This window comes from Paenibacillus sp. ACRSA, assembly GCF_022346845.1.
GTDB lineage: Bacteria > Bacillota > Bacilli > Paenibacillales > Paenibacillaceae > Paenibacillus.
The window spans coordinates 76,851-100,241 of the sequence record NZ_JAKRNP010000011.1 but is presented as its reverse complement, the minus strand read 5'-3'; the positions used below and the strand labels follow the sequence as shown (position 1 = coordinate 100,241).

18 protein-coding genes and 1 pseudogene are annotated in these 23,391 nt (G+C 38.2%); 18 read left to right on the top strand and 1 reads right to left on the bottom strand.

The genetic code is table 11. The annotated features are described in order from the left end of the window. Positions 1 to 38 precede the first annotated feature (38 nt). From pglZ to MH215_RS23940, 7 genes are all read left to right on the top strand, one after another. Complete coding sequence (gene pglZ / locus MH215_RS23970; RefSeq protein ID WP_275446317.1) at positions 39 to 2,591, top strand: BREX-1 system phosphatase PglZ type A; 2,553 nt, start codon at positions 39 to 41, stop codon at positions 2,589 to 2,591. A gap of 18 nt (positions 2,592 to 2,609) precedes the next feature. Beyond that, positions 2,610 to 4,664, top strand: coding sequence for a protease Lon-related BREX system protein BrxL (gene brxL, locus MH215_RS23965; RefSeq protein ID WP_239293641.1), 2,055 nt, complete (start codon positions 2,610 to 2,612; stop codon positions 4,662 to 4,664). Between the two features lie 485 nt (positions 4,665 to 5,149). After that, positions 5,150 to 5,593, top strand: a complete 444-nt coding sequence (locus MH215_RS23960; RefSeq protein WP_239293640.1) for a hypothetical protein — start codon at positions 5,150 to 5,152, stop codon at positions 5,591 to 5,593. A gap of 789 nt (positions 5,594 to 6,382) precedes the next feature. Beyond that, positions 6,383 to 7,153 (top strand): ParA family protein, encoded by a 771-nt coding sequence (locus MH215_RS23955; RefSeq protein WP_239293639.1) that lies wholly within the window; start codon positions 6,383 to 6,385, stop codon positions 7,151 to 7,153. Positions 7,154 to 7,964: 811 nt separating this feature from the next. Next, positions 7,965 to 8,567, top strand: coding sequence for a hypothetical protein (locus tag MH215_RS23950; RefSeq protein ID WP_239293638.1), 603 nt, complete (start codon positions 7,965 to 7,967; stop codon positions 8,565 to 8,567). Positions 8,568 to 8,584: 17 nt separating this feature from the next. Next, positions 8,585 to 9,739 carry a hypothetical protein gene (locus MH215_RS23945; RefSeq protein WP_239293637.1) on the top strand — a complete coding sequence of 385 codons (1,155 nt, stop codon included), beginning with the start codon at positions 8,585 to 8,587 and terminating at the stop codon, positions 9,737 to 9,739. 214 nt (positions 9,740 to 9,953) lie between these two features. After that, positions 9,954 to 11,006 (top strand): hypothetical protein, encoded by a 1,053-nt coding sequence (locus tag MH215_RS23940; protein ID WP_239293636.1) that lies wholly within the window; start codon positions 9,954 to 9,956, stop codon positions 11,004 to 11,006. Positions 11,007 to 11,309: 303 nt separating this feature from the next. On the opposite strand, the gene MH215_RS23935 is transcribed toward MH215_RS23940, so the two are convergent. Next, positions 11,310 to 12,023 (bottom strand): hypothetical protein, encoded by a 714-nt coding sequence (locus tag MH215_RS23935; protein WP_239293635.1) that lies wholly within the window; start codon positions 12,021 to 12,023, stop codon positions 11,310 to 11,312. A 657-nt stretch (positions 12,024 to 12,680) separates the two neighbouring features. Here MH215_RS23935 and MH215_RS23930 point away from each other — a divergent pair. From MH215_RS23930 to MH215_RS23880, 11 genes and pseudogenes are all read left to right on the top strand, one after another. Next, the gene (locus MH215_RS23930; protein WP_239293634.1) at positions 12,681 to 12,992 is read left to right on the top strand and encodes a hypothetical protein; all 312 of its coding nucleotides are present in this window, start codon (positions 12,681 to 12,683) and stop codon (positions 12,990 to 12,992) included. 1 nt (position 12,993) lies between these two features. Then, a complete protein-coding gene (locus MH215_RS23925) occupies positions 12,994 to 14,646 on the top strand; it encodes an ATP-binding protein (RefSeq protein WP_239293633.1) in 1,653 nt (550 codons plus the stop codon). Beyond that, positions 14,643 to 16,190 (top strand): TnsD family Tn7-like transposition protein, encoded by a 1,548-nt coding sequence (locus tag MH215_RS23920; protein WP_239293632.1) that lies wholly within the window; start codon positions 14,643 to 14,645, stop codon positions 16,188 to 16,190. Before MH215_RS23925 ends, MH215_RS23920 begins: the two co-directional genes overlap by 4 nt. A 126-nt stretch (positions 16,191 to 16,316) precedes the next feature. After that, a complete protein-coding gene (locus MH215_RS23915) occupies positions 16,317 to 17,255 on the top strand; it encodes a hypothetical protein (RefSeq protein ID WP_239293631.1) in 939 nt (312 codons plus the stop codon). 397 nt (positions 17,256 to 17,652) lie between these two features. Then, positions 17,653 to 18,675: a hypothetical protein gene (locus MH215_RS23910; RefSeq protein ID WP_239293630.1), complete on the top strand. Its 1,023-nt coding sequence runs from the start codon at positions 17,653 to 17,655 to the stop codon at positions 18,673 to 18,675. A gap of 101 nt (positions 18,676 to 18,776) precedes the next feature. Next, positions 18,777 to 19,244: pseudogene (locus tag MH215_RS23905) on the top strand (poly(ADP-ribose) polymerase family protein); the annotation flags it as partial. A gap of 148 nt (positions 19,245 to 19,392) precedes the next feature. Continuing rightward, positions 19,393 to 20,364 (top strand): type II toxin-antitoxin system SpoIISA family toxin, encoded by a 972-nt coding sequence (locus tag MH215_RS23900; protein ID WP_239293629.1) that lies wholly within the window; start codon positions 19,393 to 19,395, stop codon positions 20,362 to 20,364. Between the two features lie 47 nt (positions 20,365 to 20,411). Next, a complete protein-coding gene (locus tag MH215_RS23895) occupies positions 20,412 to 20,576 on the top strand; it encodes a hypothetical protein (RefSeq protein WP_239293628.1) in 165 nt (54 codons plus the stop codon). Positions 20,577 to 20,660: 84 nt separating this feature from the next. Then, positions 20,661 to 21,119: a hypothetical protein gene (locus tag MH215_RS23890; RefSeq protein WP_239293627.1), complete on the top strand. Its 459-nt coding sequence runs from the start codon at positions 20,661 to 20,663 to the stop codon at positions 21,117 to 21,119. An 815-nt stretch (positions 21,120 to 21,934) separates the two neighbouring features. Continuing rightward, complete coding sequence (locus tag MH215_RS23885) at positions 21,935 to 22,246, top strand: cyclic nucleotide-binding domain-containing protein (protein ID WP_239293626.1); 312 nt, start codon at positions 21,935 to 21,937, stop codon at positions 22,244 to 22,246. A 52-nt stretch (positions 22,247 to 22,298) separates the two neighbouring features. Continuing rightward, the gene (locus tag MH215_RS23880) at positions 22,299 to 23,153 is read left to right on the top strand and encodes a hypothetical protein (RefSeq protein ID WP_239293625.1); all 855 of its coding nucleotides are present in this window, start codon (positions 22,299 to 22,301) and stop codon (positions 23,151 to 23,153) included. The last annotated feature ends 238 nt before the right edge of the window (positions 23,154 to 23,391 follow it).

Genomic DNA, 23,391 nt, shown 5'->3' with positions numbered 1-23,391 from the left:
TTTAGCCTGATGAAAAAAGGTGTTGATAAATCGTGAATATGGATGAGGTAACAAAGGCACTACAAGAAGGTCTTCTTGAACCGCTCAATGAGGGAGAGCAACGTAAGATCATCTTCTGGTTCGATAAAGACCAGGAGTTTGTTGATTATATACATGAGATCAATATAGAGAATGTCAAGGTACATACGTTAACTGAGGGTAACAATTTTTATACAAAAGTGTTGCTCGAAGAAGAGGATCCCACGTCGAATTATTTGATCTATTCAAACCTTGATATGAGCATGGAAGACAATTGGTTGTTGGATACGATTCTGTACTCGAAGACGTTCTATGCGGATAAGATCTCTCTCATCATGAATGAGCTGAATATTGATCCTTCTCTTCGGAGTACAGTGAAGAAATACGATAAGTTTTTTTGGAGTAAGGATAGGAGGAAGAAGTTTAAAGGGTTTGAGGTGTCGGCGTTTACTGAAGGTTCAATTGAATTAGTGATGATGAGTGCGCTCTGTAAACTCAAGACTCCTGATTTTGAGGATGTACTGAAAGTTGTGTTGATGGATTCACTTGATGACAGCGACAATAAACATCTGGACACGATTTCGAAGTATGTCGGGGTAGATGTATTTTGGAATGCGGCAGCTGAGCGGTATGGCTATGAGCAAAGTCAAAAGTCACTTAAAACGCTGTTTATCCATTTGACAGTCACTGCACTTAGCCATGCGGTTAATGAGGAACGTCTTTCACTGGTTGAAGGCTACATTGCTACTCGAAATAAGTCCAATGCTTTGGTGTTCGTTGACCACTGGATGCATCATAAAACGGATTATCATCTGTATGACCAGTATGCAGAAATCGCTGAGAAAGAAATCAAGCTATCGGATATCGTAAATCAGCTCCCTATTGAAGAATTCAAGGCGGCGGATATATTCCCTTACTTCGATAAAGCAATTATCATTTATATCGCCAATAGTCTGGAAGATCGACTTGAGGATTATGATGCATATACGAAGCTAATTAACCTGCGGAGAGCGAAGCATTACTACGAGCGATATCAATCCATTTATGAAGCCCTATACTACACCGTTAAGATGTTCGAGTTTCATAAGAAATACAGCATGGGTATTCCGAAAACGCAAGCAGTGGACATGTACCGAGCTTATGTGAATGACTATTACCAAATGGACATATTCTATCGGAAATTCTATATTGCGAACGATAATGATTCGAACAGCGAAATCTTGAAGAAGCTCAAAGTGATGATTGAGAACCTATATACCAATTGGTATATGAGCGAATTAAGCTCGCACTGGTCGGCCGCTGTGCATGATGAATTGAAATCAAGTTGGGTTCTGCCAGGGATCCAAAGCCAGAAAGATTTCTATCGAAGCTTTGTTGATCCTAAAATCTCCAATGGTGATCGAGTATTTGTTATCATATCAGATGCCCTTCGGTATGAGATAGCGGCGGAGTTGGCGGATAAGCTGAATTCGGAGACTACGGGAACTTGCGACATTCAACCACTGTTAGGAGTCGTACCTTCTGTAACTAAGATGGGAATGGCATCACTTCTTCCGTATAAGAATTTGGAGATCGATCTAAGTGGAAAAGTATTGGTGAATGGGAGATCTTCCAGTGGGATAGATAATCGTATTGATATCCTACAAGGAGCAGTAGCTGATAGTGCTGCCATTCACTATCAAGAGCTGAAAAACATGAATAAGGCTGGCCGCAGGGAAACTTTCAAGGGTAAGAAACTGGTATATATTTATCACGACAGCATTGATGCAACGGGAGATAAGGCATCGACCGAGGTCTATACGTTCACAGCGGCAGAGAAAGCTATTGATGAATTGTACGATATAGTTAAAATCATCAAGGATGATTTGAGCGGTGCAAACATTTTCATCACTGCGGATCATGGCTTCGTTTATCAACGTGATGCATTGGAAGAGAGTGACAAGATTGAAAAGGAAGGTATTCAAGCGTTTGAGGTCAAACGGAGACATCTTTTCTCGCAAGAAAATGGAGAACGAAGCGGTCTCCTTGATATCAACATGGATAGTCTAATTAAGAATGAGCATAAGATTACCACTTATGTTCCTAAGGCGACTATTCGTTTTAAAATTCAAGGTGCTGGTGCTAATTTTGTTCATGGCGGAGCCAGTCTTCAAGAGATCGTTGTGCCGCTCATACAATTTAAGAATATTCGAGCTGGGCAAAAGAATAGTCGTGAAATCGAGAAAGTGGATGTAAAGCTCACAAATACCACCAGAAAAATCACGAATAGCCTGTTCAACCTTACCTTCTTCCAGACGGAGAAAGTAGAGGACAAACGAGTTCCTCGAACAGTGAAGATCTATATAGTGGATGATGCTGATAACGTGATTAGTAACGAGGAAATGCTCATCTGTGATCGCACATCAGATAAGCCAGACGAGCGTACATTTAAGCTTCGCTTTGCGTTAAAGTCGATACCATATGATAAGAATAGTAACTATTACCTCATTACAAAAGATATTGAGACAAATATCGTCATTGAAAAAACGCAGTTCACAATCAATTTGGGCATTGTTAGTGACTTCGATTTTTAGAGGAAAGGAGAGGAACGAATGGAGTCAATAAGCGAAGGACAAACGATCGATTTAGATAGGAAACTGAATGATGTCTTTTCAGGCAGGGTTGTTCGAAAAGACCTGACAAAGCTAATGAAAGAGGGGGCAAATGTCCCTGTTTATGTTCTTGAATATCTTCTTGGTATGTATGCCGCTACAGATGATGAAGACAACATTCAAGAAGGGATTCAACGGGTAAAGAAGATCCTCTCAGAGAATTTTGTTAGACCAGATGAAGCGGAGAAGGTAAAATCGAGAATTCGGGAACTCGGTCAATATTCCGTTATCGACAAGATAACGGTAACGCTCAATGAGAAGATCGATTCCTATGTGGCAGAGTTCTCTAACTTGGGACTAAAAGGGGTTCCGATCTCGCCGAACTATGTCAAAGAGTACGACAAGCTCTTGGCAGGCGGGATCTGGTGTATGCTGAAGATGGAGTACTTCTTTGATGAAGAGGCCAAGAACAGCAATCCGTTCAGCATCAGTAGCTTGAAGCCGATTCAAATGCCGAACATGGATCTGAACGAGGTGTTTGAGGGTAGGAAGAGCTTCTCGAAAGAGGAATGGATCGATGTACTTATTCGCTCTACAGGTATGGAGCCGACCCAACTTGAGGACAGAGTGAAGTGGCATCTATTACTTCGACTTGTACCACTTGTTGAAAACAACTATAACATGTGTGAACTGGGTCCACGGGGGACAGGTAAATCACATGTATATAAAGAGATATCGCCTAACTCGATTCTCGTATCTGGTGGACAATCGACGGTTGCTAACCTTTTTTACAACATGTCTTCGAAAAAAGTAGGACTTGTTGGAATGTACGATGCGGTGGCATTCGATGAAGTAGCGGGTATAACCTTTAAGGACAAAGATGGTATACAGATCATGAAGGATTACATGGCATCAGGATCTTTTGCACGGGGAAGAGAAGAGAAGGTGGCTTCTGCTTCCATGGTGTTTGTAGGGAACATCAACCAAAGTCTTGATTCACTGATCAAGACATCTCATCTATTTGCACCGTTCCCTGAAGCAATGGCGAATGACTCTGCATTCTTTGATCGAATGCATTACTACCTCCCAGGCTGGGAAGTACCGAAGATGCGACCTGACTTCTTCACAGATAAGTATGGCTTCATCGTCGATTACATGGCTGAATACTTTAGAGAAATGCGGAAGCGTTCGTTTGCGGATGCTCTGGATCGGTATTTTAGGCTGGGTAATAACCTGAATCAACGTGATGTTATTGCGGTGCGTAAAACGGTATCAGGGTTAGTGAAGCTTCTGTATCCAGACGGGGAGTATACGAGAGACGACATCGAGGAGCTCTTGAAGTATGCTCTCGAAGGAAGAAGAAGGGTCAAGGAACAGCTCAAAAAGATAGGCGGGATGGAGTTTTACGATGTCCATTTCTCTTATATCGATAAGGAAACAATGAGCGAAGAATATGTGTCAGTGCCAGAACAAGGTGGTGGAAAGTTGATCCCTGAAGGAATGGGCAAACAAGGACATGTATATACGGTTGGTCATGGAGATTCTGGCATGATCGGAGTTTACAAATTGGAGAACCAAGTCGTTTCGGGGGCAGGGAAGTTTGAGAAGTCGGGTGTCGGATCCCATCGAGGAGCGAAAGAGAGCCTGGATACCGCCTTCCGCTACTTCACTTCAAACAGTAAGAGTATCAGCGGCTCGATTAGCACGAAGACCAAGGATTATTTGATGCATATTAGTGATTTGCAAGGGATTGGTTTGACAGATGAACTCGCTATAGCTGAATTGATCGGATTATGTTCTGGGGCATTGGAACGTCCCGTTCAGGATAATATGGTTGTGCTCGGTAACATGACGGTTGGTGGAACTATTGCAAAGGTCGATGAGTTCGCTAATACGCTTCAGGTGTGCGTGGATGCAGGAGCGAAGAAAGTTCTGATTCCTGCATCCTCTGTAGTAGATTTTCAAACTGTTCCTGCTGATCTGCTGATAAAGGTTCAGCCTGTATTTTACTCGGATCCGATTGATGCTGTGTTTAAAGCTCTGGGAGTTGGATAAGCTTACGGAGGAAAAATATACATAACATCGTTACCGAGCTTAATATGGTTCTGCTTGAACCATTACCTTATACCCACTCATACGGGAAGGAAAGTGTTTTGATCTTTGGTTAAACAAAGGGGAAACGATATATCGATTACAATTCCTTCTATTTGCTTGATGGTAAAGCAGAAAAAGGCTGGGAAACCGAGGGGGACAGTAAGACTGAAATATCAAGGAAATTGATTAAGATGTCAGTCTACAACCAGTTTCAAGTCTTTGAAATCGACTAAAAATGAAAGTAATCAGGTTGTTGGAAGGTGGGTTTTCGGAAGAAGAGCGGTATACTATGCAGGAGTGTACTCTTAGATCTAACTTGATCATAATAGTAGATTTCGGTAATGTACTTTGGAGTCACATGCAGAGAGTAATATACGTTTCATATTGTCTTATTGTGTAGGATCATATTGGAATGTTTTCAAGATTATTAGAGGAGGATCACAATAATGCTGAGTATGTTCGATCCAAGGAATATGAGCACGAAGGAGAAAGTGTTGTTTGCATTAAATCCTTCAGTTTATTTAATTAATAAGGGAGCAGAGAAGGCGGTTGAGAAAATACAAGGCATGTCAGAGTCACCTGTCTCCGAGTTGCAAATAGAAACTGCAAGACAAGAACTTTTATCGCAAATGGCTCAAGCTCAAGCCCGAGTTGCTCAAGAACTTGCAATTGCGACTCGAATAAATACGGCCGAAACTGTGGAGATAGAAGAGTTTTATGATACAAGTGGAAAAGGAGGGCTTTCTGCGACAATAAACGAGGGGTCTATTACTGGTGGCGTTACAGGTGAAGGCAGGAAAGTAACCAAAAGGATTTATAAGTTTACTGGTTGGCACGAAGGGGCAAAAGAAGTATTTGAGAGTCAATTAAATAACGAAAAAAATGAATAGTACACATTTTTCTTAGATCAATATAAGTCTTAATTCCAAGTGTGGACTGAACAGGATGAGATTACTTGAGAATCTCAGTCACTAATATAAGATTGGCGGTTTTTTTCTTAGTTGTGTGGTCATTAGAAGGTAGGTTTTCTGTCATTGAAGCGATGATTATAACGAACGCTTTCTCCATCCCTGAGATTTCGTATTCAGATGTACAAGAATAATTAAGAGATAATTAGAGGGAATCAATAAAAGTACCGTCGATATCGGTGAATATAGCTGATTCTTCGGTACTTTTACTTTGAAAGGCGAGATTTTAGAAGAATTTGGTAATATATCGACATCTTCCTCTGAAATCTGTGTTCAGCAGAGGAAGAGGTTTAGATATTGTGGGAATCTTTAAAAGAGGTAAGGGCAATCACTCAGGATTATGTGGCACGAAATTATAAGGACGCTATCAAAAGCATACCCAGTTGACTATATTTCAAATTCCAATATGAAAACAACTTTCATTGCCGACAATAATGCTCAAACAATCTATCTGGTTGTTGATCGGCTTCTTTATAAGGGTTGCGTAACAAATTCATAAGAGTTATGAACATGTTACCGAATATGTGTGAGGATGTTCATAACTTGTTCATAACATATATGAGGATGTATGAACATGTTTCATACAATGTGTGATAAGTTCTTATTTACTTTTGAAGATGATTTATGTTATAATAATTATTTTTATTTTGGTATTGACTTTTTTCGAACGTTTAAGCTAAGATTACCCTCGAAATAGGGGGTGAGTGAAAAATGATTATTACGATCAGCATCAGTAGTACAATTGGCGGTTCTGGCAAGACAACGATTGCCTGTATGTTTGCACACTTATTAAGTGCCAATTATAAAGTGTTGGCACTCGACCTATGTGGGCAATGCAACTTTACAGAAGTTTTTATCGATAATCATGCTGAGATGAGTACGGTTTGTGATGCATTCGAGGCTGGAGATGTTATTTCCCATATCACACCTATAACTAAAAACCTTCATGTGTTACCTGGCGACTTGTGGGTCAGTGGGATTCCAACGAACCTCTATATCCAAGGTTTTAAAACAACAGAGATTGTTGTCGTTTTGAGAGATTTACTAAATCGCGCAAAAAATGATTATGATTTCGTCGTTGTAGATTGTCCAAGCATGTGTGCTGACGAATTATTCAATGTATCTCTATCCATCTCCGATTTTGCAATCATGACTTACTCCCCAAATAATTTAAACTTTATTGAAAAGTGGCTGGACAGAATTAGGTATGTTCAAGACGAATTAAACCCGAATCTCAAGATTGGTGGCATTTTAAGGACGCGATTTAACGATATTGAAGCTTCGCACAAATTTTATAACCAGGAAGTTTATCGGCTATATCCTGATTATTGTTGGAATAGCGTTTTCCCCAACTCGCCTCTTTTCGCCAATATCGACTCTCACTCTATTCAGAAATCACCAGTAGCCAATGCCTTTAAACCTGGTTTAGATGAAATGATTCTTCGACTTTTGAAGACTCGAAATGGTATTGGGCTATGGTAAAAGTAAATAGAAAAAAGCTTCAGAAAAATACTAAGTACGATATGAAGACTACTTTAATCGGGCGAGATCAACTTGAAATATCAAAAATGGCGTTAGAACTTTTATTAAACCCTGACCACAGTTGTGCTTGTTTAAAGTGGAAGAAGAAAGAATAAAATAAGGAAAATAAACTATTTAGCTGACAAACCAAGAATCGGTTGAATAAGATAGGTTGATCAGTGTTGGTGTGTCAACTACTCTAATAATGCTTCTTACCCAATCTAACAATCTAATTGGGCAATTACAGTATGGATTGTCGCGCGGCATCAACAACATGAAAATCATGCTTCTCGTGAGCGAGAAGAGGCTCCTACGCTCAAAGGCGTGGAGCCTTTTTTTGCAATATTCGAGAGAAGGTTATAAATCCTCCTTCAAAATCTATAATGCTATCATCTCTGGAAGAGGGGCTTCGTTTCAATGGGTGGGTTCTAACCTCGCCTTATTCCTACGGAAAATCAGCTCGCTAAGAACCACCAAGCCCCGTTGTGCTCGGCTATCGCCGACCGCTCGGCCTACGGCACTCCCTGCAAAACGGAGCCATGGAAACTCGCCCCTTGGGAAAAGCCGTTGCCCCATTTGCAATGTGACAAGTGTTTCTGCGAAACACAACTACATTGCCTCATCTCACGATGAGTCAAAAAAGCATGTTGCCGCGTAATTTCGCCGCGACAATCGTCTCTCCGAGACGCAAATGCCACACTGACCATCGTAGATGGTCAAATAAACATTGCCAACGAACAAATTATTCACTCATCAAAAGGAGGTGCAAGCAATGGCAAGAAGAAGCAAAACACTCGTTACCCAGTTTTTTGCCCGAGATCGGCTCGCATTTACGGCAATGCACAACGTCGGTCATGTCTCTTCCGATCATCTCCACACATGCGGCTTAGCCGATAGACGTATACAAAACCTTATACGAGACGGTCTTGTTGAGAAAGTCGCGTACAAAAGAAAAGGGAAAAGTGAGTATTGTTTTAAGCTTAGTAAGCTTGGACGTGAAACTGCCGCTCGTCTGTGGGCTTTGAGTTATGCATACCATGCTCAAAGCCCGATACACGACCTTGCGATAGCAGAAAAATATTTCAGCTTATCAGAAGAATCGCGAGAAAGCTGGAAAACGGAAACTCTAATTCATAAGGAATTTGAAGATCGAATTTCAAATATACGAGAAGAAGGCAACGAGGTAGAAGCAAAATTGTACCAAGATATGCTCAAAGAGAAACTAATATCAATGCCAGACGGCTTATATAGCAATGCTGAGGGCAAAGAGGTGGGGGTGGAAATTCTCACAAATTCGTATGGCATTGATGAAATGAGATCAAAAGAAACATTCGTCAGCATGATTGGATGTCAATACGAATCAATTAGGGTTTGAAAGGGGGAATTGAAATTATGACTATATCCAATGCTAATAAACAAACAGTTTGCGATAAGTATCGACTATATCTTGAGATTATCTACCGTTTCGGCAACAAAGTAATACTCATGAAGCAATTGTATCAATATGCTCAGATGATGGGCATAGCAAGAAGCTTTTCAGCTTTTTACGGCTCAATAACAGATCTTGTAAATGCCGATATTCTCAGAAAAGAGTCGTTTAACGCTTTCGGTAAGAAGACTCAGCTTCAAATGCTTGTGATGCGAAAATATGGCATTCGATTTTTAGAGGAAAAGCCAGACAGCTACAGTGTTGCATCGGTCAAGAAAGCTATTGGGAATGAAAGGATTTTAATCAGCATTTTTAAAAACCAATATATTCTCAATAAAGTCATTCCCCGCATTCAAAAGGAAGGAATGAGGGTAACGCTTGGATCAATCATTGATCTGTTGGAACGCGACCACAGTACAATTTTATATAACAAAAATCAAGGACTTCCCTTCCTGATGAAAATGCATAATGAAGCAACCCTTCAAAAGTATTTGGATATGCTTTCGGTCGAGCAAGATATCGAGAACATGCAAGACATCAAGCGGAGAATGGGAGAAGGACTGAAGAAAGGATCGAAAGCATCGGACGGGAAAGGGAGGGGGCGACTCTATCTTCCTGAAGTGTCCTCAATGAATCGCATTGATAACATTGCTAAGCGAAGCCAGGATTTAAGCAAGGAAGATAAGATTGATAATTATACAATTGATACAATGCTCGCGTTCAATGCGTATGTCGCACAGATCAGGATCGACAAGGGGCAGGTTAAAATTACGGTACTTATTTTCGACATTTTTAACAGATCAAATGTGTATAAGGTAGCCACGCATATCGCATGTATGTACCATATGTTCACTCGCTTTTTCGAGTGTCAGATTGAGCTGAAGGTGGGCGTCGTATCCATTGACGAGTTTGCTTCCAATCATCTAAAGTCGCAGGCTGAATCGGTAACTATCGACTTTGTTTCAAAAGAGCGTAGGGATTCGCGACTATCTCATATTTTTGAGAAATGGCATGTTAATCGTTTAATGAAAGAAAGGATTGAGGTGCATTTTGTTGATTATGATATAACGAATCAGTTTTTAGATGGCATCAAGCACGCAAACCTGGTCAGACGCTAATTTTTATCGGATGGTATCGCCATCCACTACATAAATCCATTCGGGGATACGGATTACTCAGCTCTTTGTGTATGTGTACAATCGATGAACATAAAAAAAATCAATTGAATGTCGATATAAGTAGAAAACGGGCATGTTCCCCTTGAACGAGCATGTCATCATTGAAGTCGGGAATGAAACTGATTATTCTGTTGCCACTCGAAAGGAGATTACAATGATTAACTTAGAATTAATACTTCCCTGTCTTGAAAGGAATGAAGATCATTTTTTTTATAAAGGTGATACAAGCCTTTTGAAAAATATGTGCCAAAAATGCGAATATGTATCTTCATTAGGGCTATTTATGAATAAGCATTATGAAAGTTTTAGATTGGAAAGATGCTGTGATGTTGAGGTGGGGAGTAGTGGTAAGAAGCCAGAGGCTACATTCGTCAATATAAATGATTCAAATGAAAAAATCGTTATAGAAGTAAAATCACAACTTCAAGTGTACGAAACAAAAATTGCGAAGGATAAAGAAGAAAGAAGAAGAAGAATGTATTTTGAAAAGAAAATCATTAATATTATAGCAAAAAATACATTCGTAAGAGCCAACGAATTATTAAAGAAATACAATATTGTATTGTCTCGTGACCAGGAAAGCTTCTTTTTGCGCGAATATGTTTTAAGAATCTCAAGAATTCCAGAAAATGTAGAATTTATGGGGAAAACAATAGGAGTCCTCCATTCAGTAGTTGAAGAATTATTATCGTACAGAGGTAAAAAGGAAAAATGGTTGATAGATGCTATTGTAGAAAATAACGTTCAGCACCTCTTTAACAATATTATTACTTGCCTCTTGAACCGAGGTGACAAATTCCGTGCTCGACATGAATATACCATTGATAACTTATCCTTTATACTTCAGAAAGCTGATTTAGGTAGTGACTTTTATGTTCAGTATACTGAGTATCCAGTTGATGAAAGTGAGTATTTCATTCCTACAAAGGAAGCTGTTGAAGTTAGAATGAACAAGCATTTTGAAGACTGCGAACTTAAATTTTCCGATTACATGTCCAGCGAATATAAACGAATATTGTTAATAGAGAACGAGAATCGCTACTTCAAGAACAGTATGCTGGAAATTCTACAAAATATCCAGGTTCCAGAACATATTGATGAGTTATGGTCGTCATTTCACATTATTGAAGAGGTATGGAATGAAAAAATAGAAGATCTTGAAGATCGAATTACTGGAGTTGAATATGTTCAAATATATCCTACCTGATTAAGAAACTTCGGATTACGCATGTGCTACACATCGTGTATGAAACTGTCGTGAACAATTACGAACACCTTCATATAATTTGTGAAATTGTTCATAACATTTGCGTAACCATTTACACAAATAAAAAATGGAAGCCCGCTCTTGTAAAGATAGGGCTTCCCAATATCTCGAATGAACTATCAGATTGATCATTTGTTCGTCTCGTATAGGTTAGTAACAATACTTGCCCGCCGACTATTTTTTTCATCACATTTCGGATAGTCACAAACTTGCTGAAATCATTGTAATCTTCCCCTCAGAAGCCTAATAGATCCGTCCTGTAAGCAGTGCTACTGTCGATTCGATGGGATATCCTAAAATTAAACCTGTCAAAACGCGGGCATGATTTTTCTTTCCTGGATCTCCATAATCAAATCCCTCAAGCAACCATGCCAAATCAACATCTTCATAGCTTAGAATAATATCCTCATCCTTCTTTGAAAGAAGATCGTAGCCGAGTTTCTTACTAAAGAGCTGGTAGGAAGCAGTCAATTTGTTCATATCGAAATGATCCTTCATTTTGCCTTTGATTGCCACGCCGATTTCATACTGAAAGTACGGATGATCATTAATTGTTACCTTCCAGATTAAATCGGTCTGTTTTAATTTCTGGAGAGTAGCCTCCAATTCTTCCGAAGTTAGTGGCCAGAAACCAGTTGGTTTTAGTCCAGTCCTAACAGCGTCAAACAAACGATCATAAGTATCAGTTTGCTCTCCGTTTGAGAATCTGATTGAATATCCGCCACAAAAGAATAAATTATGCCAACGAACCAATGAAGAATGGAAAGGAATATTCGAAGCCTTGGGGTATTTATACCTCAGCATGGAGTGATCGTTACCCATAACTACCATATCAGAAGTATCATTGTAATCTCTCCGATAGAAACCAGAAAGTCCAATTCCCTGCTCATTCCGATATTTTCCCTGAATTTCAGAGCTATTTGAAACCCATCCTTCGACAGCAGTTAATGTCTTCAAGCCATACCAGCCCCCTTTCAAATATTTATTTTTACTTTTCGAATTTGCTTTTGCCCTATTAAACGATGAATATGGCATTCGGTTGCACCTGTCCAAAAAAAAGTCTTTGTTTTTCCACTTTAATGTAAATGAAGAAAGCCATCCCCTTATTTTTATTTCATGCTGATATAATAGCAATAATTGGTCAGGCTGATTCGGCAGAGGGAAAGTGGGAGGGAAGGTAATGGATGGCGTACAAAAGATTCGTGACACAATAGCTGGCTATGAAAAATTGCTCAAAATCATTGAGGATAATACAGACAAAGATAGTATCTGTAGATTGACGAAAAAAGAAATAACTAAGTTATATGGGTTGTCATATACTATCTACTGGAGGTAGTTGTTCTGTCTGAACGATCAGGCTTGTTCCCAAAGAAACATTCCCTTCTGCATCCACTGTTTTCACTTCCACCATATAACTTCTACCTGAATCGAGTCCAGCAAAGTTGTAGCGTGAGCACCAGGACGTGATATCGAGTACGGATTTGGTTCGCTGGGACAATATATTTGAGAGGTGTAGGCGAGAATGGGTTTGAACCATGCTATCTTCTGGGCCAGTACAATCAATACAACGGTCGAACGCAGGAGGAAATTGAGTATTTGCAGGAGTTTGAGCGGATGCAAAAGGCGCAACATGCAGAAAAGGAGCTACAGCCTCAAATTGATTTGATAACGCACATCGAAGCTATTGTACAGGAAGCGGAAAAGCAAACGAAAGAGCAATATGTCTCGGGTACAAAAGCTGAAAAACTTCGTGGAATTCAAGACTATCGGAATTTTGAAAAGCAACTCATGCGAAATGAGGAATCCATACACGCTCAGCTTGGGTTCGGAAAATCAATGAATTCTAAAGACAATGTGGATTCCGCTGGCAACATTGACTATTTTAATGATTTCGATTTGCTGAAAAAGAAACGAGGGGAGGAATAGCATGAATGAATGGATACAGATTCCTAACGGCGCTTTGGCACAAGTAGCTCGATATTCATCCCAAATCGTGAGTCAATACAAAGACAACGCAATGATTGAGGCACTGCCCTCTATCATGTCTAAAGAAGAAGTAGTTCAAGCCCTGAGTAGTTACCCTCATTTTGATAAGGAAGAACGCTATGCCGACAGTCATTACCGCTTTCACATGATCCAGCAACTGCTTGGCTATTTTCAGGTGATGCCTCTTCACATTGATCTTGAAAATCGAATATCGAGACTGATTCGGCAGGGCTATGTCAATCGAAACCCTATACAGCCCAACTATGCGAGCCAAATGGTTCAAGGATATGCAGATATTCAAAGGGGGCAAATCCATCAAAACATACAAACTTCTTCTTCGGGACTGACCATTGTTGGCGTAAGTGGTATGGGGAAGAGCACGGCTATCAATCGCATCCTCTCTATGATGCCACAAAACATTAGTCATTCGGAGTACAATGGTGTTCAATTAAGCGCCTATGAGGTTGTATTTCTGCGTTTGGAATGCCCTCCAGACGGCTCAATTAGAGGATTGATTAATAACTTTTTTGTGGAGTTGGATCAGCTCCTCGGGACAAATTATATGGATCGCTTTGGCAAGAACACAAAATTATCTGCCGCCTCCTTAATGCCGATTGTTTCCCAAATAGCCAGAAGCTGTAACTTAGGAATTCTTGTAGTCGATGAAGTTCAGAATTTGTCTGTGGCGAACAGCGGAGGTGCTGAGAAAATGCTCTCATTCTTCGTCACACTCTCTAATTCTATTGGACTCCCAACAATTTTAATTGGAACGCCCACCGCCCAAGCTCTTTTTTCGAATTTTCGCATTGCACGGCGCGGAAGTGGTCAGGGTGACGTTGCCTGGCTACCTATGAAGAAAGAAGAGCCGAGTTGGAGGCTTTTCATCGAAGGAATTTGGGACTATCAGTGGGTTCGAAATCCAACGGAATTAACAACTGAGTTGAATGATGCCATATATGAAGCGAGTTGCGGAATAACGGATATTGCCGTCAAGATTTTTATGTTCTCTCAAATACGAGCAATAACATCAGGAACGGAGACGATAACTCCACAGATTATTAAAGGTGTCGTTAAGGATAGCCTGAAATTAGTTGAGCCGATGTTGAACGCTCTTCGCTCAGGCAACCTGAACGGGATTGCCAAGTTTGGCGATATCAACATTGCTCCTATTAATGGATTTATTGCGGCGGAACAATCCAAGTTGAATTTAGGTAATATGCTTCAAACGTTTCAGAAAACACAAAAAGAACAACAGGTGCATGCTGAGCGATTGAAACAGGACGCCGTGGTGCGATTAACACTATTAGGGGTTCCAGAAAAAGAAGCCAAACATAATGTCAGCAAAATTCTCTCGGAAATGCCACATGTCCAAAGCGTTCAAGAGGTTGTCCAAGTAGCATACAAGTTTCATCTCGGACTAATTGAAGATAAGCAAACTACAAGCGAGACACGTCCACAAATCGAAGATGAACGCGACTTGAGGAAGTTAGTTAAGGCAGGAAAGGAGAATGGTCTCACTGCCTATCAAGTGCTTAAAGATGCTGGATATATTGCATCGGACTTTTCAATAGACGCTGGAAGTGAAATCGGATGATGCTCCAATTCCCGATTCCTTACGAGGATGAACTGCTATATAGTTTGCTTGCCAGAGTTGGGATTCGAAGTGGCAATATAAGTCACAGAGCTATCTTGAAAGATATTTTCGGAATGGATAGCTTCACAGCAGGTGTAGAATTGCAACCAGGTATTAGTAACATCGTCACCAACTTGCCTGCTGGTTCAACGTTATCATCCAACCAGCTTATCGTCCAGAATACGATGTACCTTTTTTATACCGCTTTTCGGGATGAAGAGCAGGCGCACGCCATATATGTGAGTATGCTTGATGAACATGGGAGGGATCTGCATAATGCAATTGGTTTGATGTCGTCAGCTATAAAGCCACATACTCATTTCCAATACTGTGTATTGTGCAATCAATTAGATATGGAGAGACATGGTGAATACTATTGGAGGCGAAATCATCAAATTTCAGGCGTTCGAATTTGCATTAAACATGGCATATGGCTTTCTGAAAGCTCGGTTTTGATGAGAGAAAGAATGAAGTATGCATTCATAGCTCCAACACAGGATAATCGCACTGATCATTCTGTTCGAGAGATTACTGATAAGGAAATGTTGAGCCAATATAGTTGCATCGTGAACAACATTGAGAAGTTGCTCAATTTTAAATATCCTCATCGTCCAATGGATTGGTTTCATAAACACTATATAAATCAGTTGATACGGAAAGGCTACGCCTCAGATAAAGGCAGAACTGATTATAAGCGATTAAGAGCACAATTTATTGATTTTTACGGAGTTGAACTGCTGGAGATTCTCCAATCATCAGCAAATGGTGAAAGTAGCTGGTTAAAGCTAATTTTCCAAAGGCATCGAAAGGGGTTTCATCCTATTCGCCATCTGTTGGTCATGCAATTATTAGAATTGACACTGGATGAAGTTTTTTATAGGGATCCATCTGAAATAGATGGTCATGAGAGTAAAACATCTCCTCCAAAGAGAAAAATTATGAAGAAAACAATGACTGAAGAATATAGAGAGCAAGCCAAAAGGGAGAGACGAGAAGTATGGTTACAAATGCGAAATGATTATCCTCATCATGGTAGATTGGAGTTGAGGAGGCTTGATCCCAAGGTATATGCGTGGCTCTATCTGTACGATCGAGAATTTCTTATGGATCACATGCCCCAAAAGTTGCCACCGAAGGCTGGTACAACACGTCATGATTGGGAAAAGCGAGATCTGGAGATTCTTGAAAAAGTTACTGAGATTGCAGAACAGTTGATGAGTGAAGAAGGAAAGCCACGCCGCATCACTTTGGAAAGAATACAGGAGATTATAGGTAGCAAATGTTTAATGCCCAAGCATTTGAAGAAGATGCCACGTACTCGAGCCTTTCTTGAGCAGGTGGTAGAAGATGCTGAAGCGTTTCAAAAACGTAGAGTATTGTGGGCAATCGGGGAATTGAAGTCGAACGATGAATCGCTAACTTTAAATAGGGTTAAAGTGAAGGCTGGAGTAAGTAGAGTTCCAGAGGAATATTTACATGATCTTAATAAGATCTCCGCAATATAAAATCGTTGAAAGAATTGCAGTTTTGTAAGTGTGACGATCATTCCCAACATAGGAGGGATATTTTGGTTTCTCGTCGAAATGTAGTTCAATAGCTGTATATTTTATTCAGAACGGGAGCGGCATATAGTGAAATTGGACTCTCATCACATTGAAAGATTAGTACCTTGGTTTGGGTATGGGAATTTTAATGAAGCAGAAGTAGTCTTTTTTGGAAATGAAGAAGGACTGGGCGGCTACCCAATTGAAGCGGTTTTAGGAAGGTGTCAGCTTTACGGATATGATCCGAATACGTGGATTGATAATGATTGGAGACTGGGGTATTGGGATGAAACAAGTCATGATGGGTACTTAACCCTGGGAAGGATAACGAATGAAATAAGAACTGCAAGTGGACTGTCACCTGTTGCCCCACCTCCACCTCCAGCTTCTCCGTTCTTAGAATTCCAAGCAAGGATGCTATTACATTTTGAACAAAAGGATCAAAATTGGTTCAATGTTAAGAAAAACCTTCTAAATAATCAATGGAATCAAATACAAGAGTTGAAAGAACACTTATATTCAAACAAGACTAAAATTAAGGCAGGATTAGTAGACTGGAGACCCTTGCCTCGCCCTACAGAGGATGTTTGGCCATACGATGGAATTGACGAAAAGAAGTACATTTCAGCTTTCAAATTAGCTAATGCAAATTTGAAAAAAATAACTGAATTAAACAACGGTAAATTGGCAAAAGAAGAACTCGACGAGTATTCCAAGATGCTATGGAATCGTGCTGAGCTGATTAGGAAAGTATTTGTTACATTCCCCTTCTCAACACTAATCGGTGTTGGAGATATAAACGCTAAGAAGAAACTGTTGGAATTCATTTTCAGAAATGAAAATTTAACATTCACGAAAAAGACTTTGAGAAATGGGAAATCGTATGAGATAGCTGAGTTAATTCTTCCAAACAAGAAACTTACCATTATCCTTACATTATTCTTTAATCATCGTTCTAATTGCTTACAATTAGAAGGGCTACAGCATTTATGTGAGGATGTCCTTGAACCAATTATTGGGTGTTAAAGTTAATTTCAATTATAATTAGAGTTTTCTTCTACAGAAAGTCCATAAGAATAATAAGTTGATTGTCGAGTCGATGAATTTCAGGTGTTTATTCCTGATTATTCGTTCGGCTTTTTTGTTTTACACAAAAAATTCAGTCTTTCTCTATCCTATAATTCGGCGTTCATCTCTCTATGTCAGATACCAAATCGTTATTTATTCCGAAAAGGAACGTTTTCGGAATAAATTATTGGGAAAAGTAGGAATGTGGAACTGTTTGTCGAATTTCTGTAGACAATAGATTTTTATTATTTAGAACTTATCATTGTTTAAACAAAGGGAAGATTACATTGATTTTTGAGTTATATGATGGTGCAATTTCAAATAAATTATATAGGATAACTTTGGGAGGTTAGATATGTCTAACTATAATGAAAAGATAATATTACTCGAAGATGATATGGATTGGAGAGAGCCATACGTTGATCTGGATCCCAGAAGTAATCCAAATTCAAAATTTCTGAAAACGGTCTTCAATCCTGAAGAGGATACATTTGTACATTTTATTATCAGTAATTTAAGAAAAACAATTGATGTCTATAAGAATAGTATATTAACAGAATGGAACTTAGAGTACGACGAGTGGGTAGATGAAAATATAGATGAAATTATTGAATTTGAGGATAATAAACAAGTTTTCAGCAGATATGTTACAGGTAATATTCGATCATTATTGACATTAGCGTTTGATGTGTATTGCCTTCAGATTGAAGGAGCATTTCACAATGCTTTTAAAAAAAGACTTATACATATTGACCAATTTCAAAGTGTTCAATATGAAATTGCTGTAGCTTCTATTCTGCTGAGAGCGGGGTTTAAACTTACTTATGATGGAGATTCTATAAAAAATAAAAATGGGAACTCATGTGAATTTATTGGAATTCATAAAATTACAAAAGATAAAATAAGTTTCGAAGCGAAAAGTAAAAGATTCAAAGGAGTTCTGGGGTTTTTTGGAGGGAATAATTTAGAAGATTTGAAATCAAATTTTTTAGGTGGTTTATTTAATAAAGCAAAGCAGCAAAAGCTTGAGGATTTACCCTTTATCGTTTTTATAGACACTAATGTCCCACCGAGTAAAGATATTGGTTTGGGTGTAATTTCTTATTTTGATGAGTTAACTACTTTCTTTGAAGGTGATCACAATAAATATGTAAATAATAACGAGAAAACTCCTTACAATTATATTATAACTACCAATTTTTCAGATCATTATGCTGGAAAAAATGTAGTCACAAATAAGAATTCCTTTACTACGATATTTTCAGAACAACCAGAACATCAAATCATTAATAATGATGATTTAATTCGTAATGACATACTTCGAAGTCTACAGAACTATAAAAGAGGGTTAAACATCATAACAAGGGTTACAACATAAATAATATCAATAGACTCTATAAGTCAAATCATAAAAATCATATTACATTATAAAACCAGTTATACGGATAAGAATATGACAAGTCGAAAGGGCACAATTATCATGGCTTCGAGATCAAAGAGATTTACGAAGTGGAAGACATGGTGAATCATGCTCATTTTAACCCTTACAAGGTTGAAACGATGGAATTATTCCATGGATCTCGAAACGAAAACATCCTCAGTATCATGCAGAACGGTTTGAAAATCAAACCGAAATCAGCAGTTCATACAGGATCTATGTTAGACTCTGGTATTTACTCGACGGATGCCAGTACGAAATTTGCCCAATACTGTTGGGGGGATGCTGGTAGTGCACTCGGTGGAACTTTCCTGTTTGTCTGTGAAGGCGCAACGGGTAGAATTAAAGAGTACAAGTCTGCACAACCACAACTTGATTCTACACCAAGACCTTATAATTCCGTTAAAGGAGCGAAAAGTCCTGGAGGATTGGTTCATAACCAGTACATTCTGTATCGTGAGAATCAAGTCAAAATCAAATATATTATTGAGTTCAAGAAAACGAACTGATAATGCAAGGGGAGACAGCGATTTAAGCTGTCTCTTTTTGGGTGTCCCAGAAATAAAGTGGTAAAAATATCTTACAAATTGTACACTATTCAAGAATGGTCTGATGATAAAAAATAATGGTAGTACATTATAGTTAGGGGAAAATTAAATGTTAATGGATTTATGTAGGTATCTGGTCAAGCGGAAATGGTGGGCTTTAAGTGGATTAACTATGATTATTAGTCTCACTGTGCTTGGATTCATCTATAGAGATATAAGTGGAGAGATCTTAAACAAAAGCAAAGAACTATATGAAAACGGCGAAAAGTTCTATTATGGGTTCTTCTTTGTCACAATGAGCGGTTATCTGGTTTCATCTGTCTATGAATTCAGAAAAAATCCCGAAACGTTCACTGACGATCTCTGGAAATACAGAAAAACCTACTACACCTTATTTATTGTTGTCGTAGGCATAGGAATCGTTACAGGTTATATCGACTATCGGAATTGGCAAGTTCTTTTGCAATTAACAGCATTTATTGTATTTTCAGACTTAGGCGTTTTCCAAACACCAAATATCACGAAAATTTGGAGTGCTGAATTTCAGCATCGGACAAAGATTGAGAAAGCAATTGAGGTAAATGAGGATTTTATCAAGTCGACTTCAATGAAAATGCAAGTATTTTCAGATGTCATCAAACAAACAGAATCTTACTTTGCTCCAAAGTCACCCATACATAGCTGGAATGAATACCGAAGAGAATTGAAGCAATATCTGCATCTGTATACCGAAAAGTTCAGATTTAAATTAGAGCTGTTTGATTTTAAGTCCGAAGTACAAGATGATGTTACCAAAGTAAATATTGGAATTTCTCTCGGCAAACTGGAGACGCTGTTCTTTTATGAAATTGACAACACGCCAGGGAGAGAAAACGAGCCGAGTCAGAGAATGAATTGTATTGAGAAGTTGTTGTCAGGTGAAGGGATTGTTGTAGAGCATAACAAAATGATTATTGTTCCTATATTTGGTGGAAAATCAGCCTTACTTGGCGTGAAATCGAGTGAAGGATCCTCTGTGGATGAAGCTGATATCACGAATTTAATTAATCTTGCTCGAATCTTTCATTGGTACATGATATAGATTCATGGTATAATACGGGCAAGAATAAACCAAGGGGAGGGATTATTGTGGCTAAAGTTTCGAATAGAGTAACAAATAAACAAGTTCCACTCTATCGTGGTCAAAGTAAACCATCATCTCCAGATAACCGTGAAATGAGAGTTTCCGTTTCTAATGGGTTTAAAGAAATCCGTGAAATGAACCGCAAATTATTGAATAACTTGAAAAATTAGATATAACATCAAACAGGTGGGGATTAAACCCATCTGTTTTTTCATAGATTCGTAGAAAATTATAAGACAGTAGGTGTATGCCACTTGAGTTGGACAGTCTTGGGTTTCGGGAAACACTCAAATAAAACATTACCTCAATTGTTATTTAGTGATCCTGATTATTTTTATTGGGCATATGAAGGTGCCGTACTAAATGGGAGAATACCTCAAACGGAAATACAGGATGCTTACGAGAAAAGCCGAAATGTTAAGATACCGCAAAAAAATAGACTTGCCGAATATGTGTTTGACGGATTTTCAGGTGTATTCACAGACTTGGATTTAGTGCCACCTGATAGACCAGACCATGTTGGAACAAGTAAAACTCAACGTTTGGATAGGATCGACATGGCTTTGATTCGTTATGCAAAATCATATGATAAGCTTGGATACAAATTGTTAATCCCTACAATGAAAGATATTTTATTTAGTAACAAGAGCGCACGTATTTCTAAGGTGAAAGCAGAAGCTTTCTTTGACAATCCTGACAACTTTATAAAATGAAGAAGCACTTCGATGGAAACGCTAAAACAGTTGCTCATAAAACACCACCCCTCTACATATCATAGATAACATCTATGGGCTGGAGGGTGGTATCATGGCATCTGTAAGGAAAGGAAAAAAGAATAAAAATGAGCAAAAGTATGAAATGAAAACAACCATAATTGGAAAGAGAGAACTGGCTATGTCACAGGAAGCACTTCGATTGCTTCGATCATTACCTCGACACAATTCTTCTCAATAGAATATTTGTGGTATTAGGAGTCTTCCCAGTGAAGACTCCCTTTTTGTGTTTACAGGTTCCAGAATCAAACGGCGTAATTTTTCTTGAGATTAAGAACAAGAACCCTAAAAAAATAGGTGAAAAGAGTTAAGTCTAATTGATAATTCATTTTATTTGTATAAAAGAGAGATAAACATTATATAAGGAGAAAGGGTTGAAGCAATGAAGGCACTCGTTTTAGCTGATCTTCAACTGATTATTAAAACTAAATAAAGCATTTGGTTATGTGTTTGATCAAAGAATGTAGTTAAACAATTTCTTTGTTCTACAAAGCTTGTGAGAACAGATGGTCGAGGATAATTAACAGCATCCCAAATCAAAGATACAATGTAAATTCGAAGATCTGTGGAGAGTTACTAAGAAAGGTGGTATTCCTTGTAAGTTCCTTGAGTCAAATATCGAAATAATGGGCAAGTTTTAGAGATAGCTTGACTATATCCTTTGCCACATGTTATTTTAAGTTTAATAAATTAAATGTTTTTAGTCATATTTGTTTCGAATAAGATAAACAAATAGAAAAAAAAGGTGATTTTGGATGAGCATTAAACAATCAAGAAAACGATTTGCAGTGAGGGTAGATCACGACTTTCTTGAAGCTTGTTATGAAAATGAGAACATTACAAAAAAATCATATCGGGTTCTACTTTACTTATTAACGAAGGCGGATTCTAAACATTTTGTTGAAGTTAGTCAAAAGGAAATTGCCAGCACTTTAGATATGGATAAAGCCTCAATTTCTTTGGCAATTAAGAATTTGAGTAACGAAGGGATTATTCAAAGTTTTCCATACAGCTCACAGTTTATGTTTGTCGATATGGATGATGAAGAAGAGGAGTTTATGTGGTAGAACGTAGAAAAACAATAGAATGGTATTGAAATTATTTGAGGAGTGTGAAAGAGTGGCTATTACGGGAAAAACACGAAAAATTCTTTGGGCTAAATCTGCTAACAGATGTAATTTTAAGAATTGTAGAAAAGAACTGTGCATTGAATCTGAAATGGATAAGCATACTGTGATCGGTCAGGAATGCCACATTGTTGCTAAGAGTAAAAAAGGTCCAAGAGGAATAAATGACTTAACCACTAAAGCAAGGGATAATTATAAAAATTTAATTTTATTATGTGGTGATCACCATACTGAAATCGATAATGACGAAGAAAAGTATACTGTTGAAGTTATAGAGGATATAAAATCTAAACATGAAAAGTGGATAAAAAAGACACTATCTTCTGAACAAATTGAGGAATTGGAGTTTTATTTTGATGAAGAAGTGCTTTTTGACGAGGACTACTTAGAGGAAGTAATAGAGTGGATTGAAACAAATACCGATTATTATGAAATGAAGAAGGAAAATTTGAAACAAGCTATAAATAAACTTTCCTATTTTGATAAGAAAACGAGGAAATTACTTTTAAGTATTATCAATTATTATGTAGCCAATAAACAGATTGACATACGTTCAATCTTTAATAAGTTAGTGAATGATGGTATATATACTGATTCAGAGTTTTTTAGAGGTATTAGAGAACTTGATAAACATGAATATATTGAATTTGACGATAGATTTGAAGTTCTTGAAGTAGGAGATACAAGTATTATTCTTGATGGTGATTCTGAGTCCAGTTATAAATATTTGCATAAATCTTGTTGGTTTGATAAATATGGTAAAGTGTTTCATGGACTACAGAAGTACCTTGATAAAAACAAAAAAATCAAAGAGCTAATTATCGATCTTGATTATGGAATAATCTAAGTTGGTAGTACGTTCTGATTACTATTTAACTAACTAAAAATTCCTGTCCAATTTTATTTTTACTGTCCTAACTAAAATTAACTGTCCCCAAACCACCAAAGACTGGAGCCTGGTTGATGATTGTCCCAACCAATTCTCCAGTCATTTTCTCATGCTTTGAGGTATCCCAGCAGGGAATTTCCATCCAAATCCCGAATAGGTAATCAAGCAGAAACCCAGGCTACTCAAGGGTTTTGGG

Bases quoted from the DNA above. Each gene is read 5' to 3' on its own strand.
- pglZ (WP_275446317.1), top strand. From the start codon at position 39: ATGGATGAGGTAACAAAGGCACTACAAGAAGGTCTTCTTGAACCGCTC.
- brxL (WP_239293641.1), top strand. From the start codon at position 2,610: ATGGAGTCAATAAGCGAAGGACAAACGATCGATTTAGATAGGAAACTG.
- MH215_RS23960 (WP_239293640.1), top strand. From the start codon at position 5,150: ATGCTGAGTATGTTCGATCCAAGGAATATGAGCACGAAGGAGAAAGTG.
- MH215_RS23955 (WP_239293639.1), top strand. From the start codon at position 6,383: ATGATTATTACGATCAGCATCAGTAGTACAATTGGCGGTTCTGGCAAG.
- MH215_RS23950 (WP_239293638.1), top strand. From the start codon at position 7,965: ATGGCAAGAAGAAGCAAAACACTCGTTACCCAGTTTTTTGCCCGAGAT.
- MH215_RS23945 (WP_239293637.1), top strand. From the start codon at position 8,585: ATGACTATATCCAATGCTAATAAACAAACAGTTTGCGATAAGTATCGA.
- MH215_RS23940 (WP_239293636.1), top strand. From the start codon at position 9,954: ATGATTAACTTAGAATTAATACTTCCCTGTCTTGAAAGGAATGAAGAT.
- MH215_RS23930 (WP_239293634.1), top strand. From the start codon at position 12,681: ATGCAAAAGGCGCAACATGCAGAAAAGGAGCTACAGCCTCAAATTGAT.
- MH215_RS23925 (WP_239293633.1), top strand. From the start codon at position 12,994: ATGAATGAATGGATACAGATTCCTAACGGCGCTTTGGCACAAGTAGCT.
- MH215_RS23920 (WP_239293632.1), top strand. From the start codon at position 14,643: ATGATGCTCCAATTCCCGATTCCTTACGAGGATGAACTGCTATATAGT.
- MH215_RS23910 (WP_239293630.1), top strand. From the start codon at position 17,653: ATGTCTAACTATAATGAAAAGATAATATTACTCGAAGATGATATGGAT.
- MH215_RS23900 (WP_239293629.1), top strand. From the start codon at position 19,393: ATGTTAATGGATTTATGTAGGTATCTGGTCAAGCGGAAATGGTGGGCT.
- MH215_RS23885 (WP_239293626.1), top strand. From the start codon at position 21,935: ATGAGCATTAAACAATCAAGAAAACGATTTGCAGTGAGGGTAGATCAC.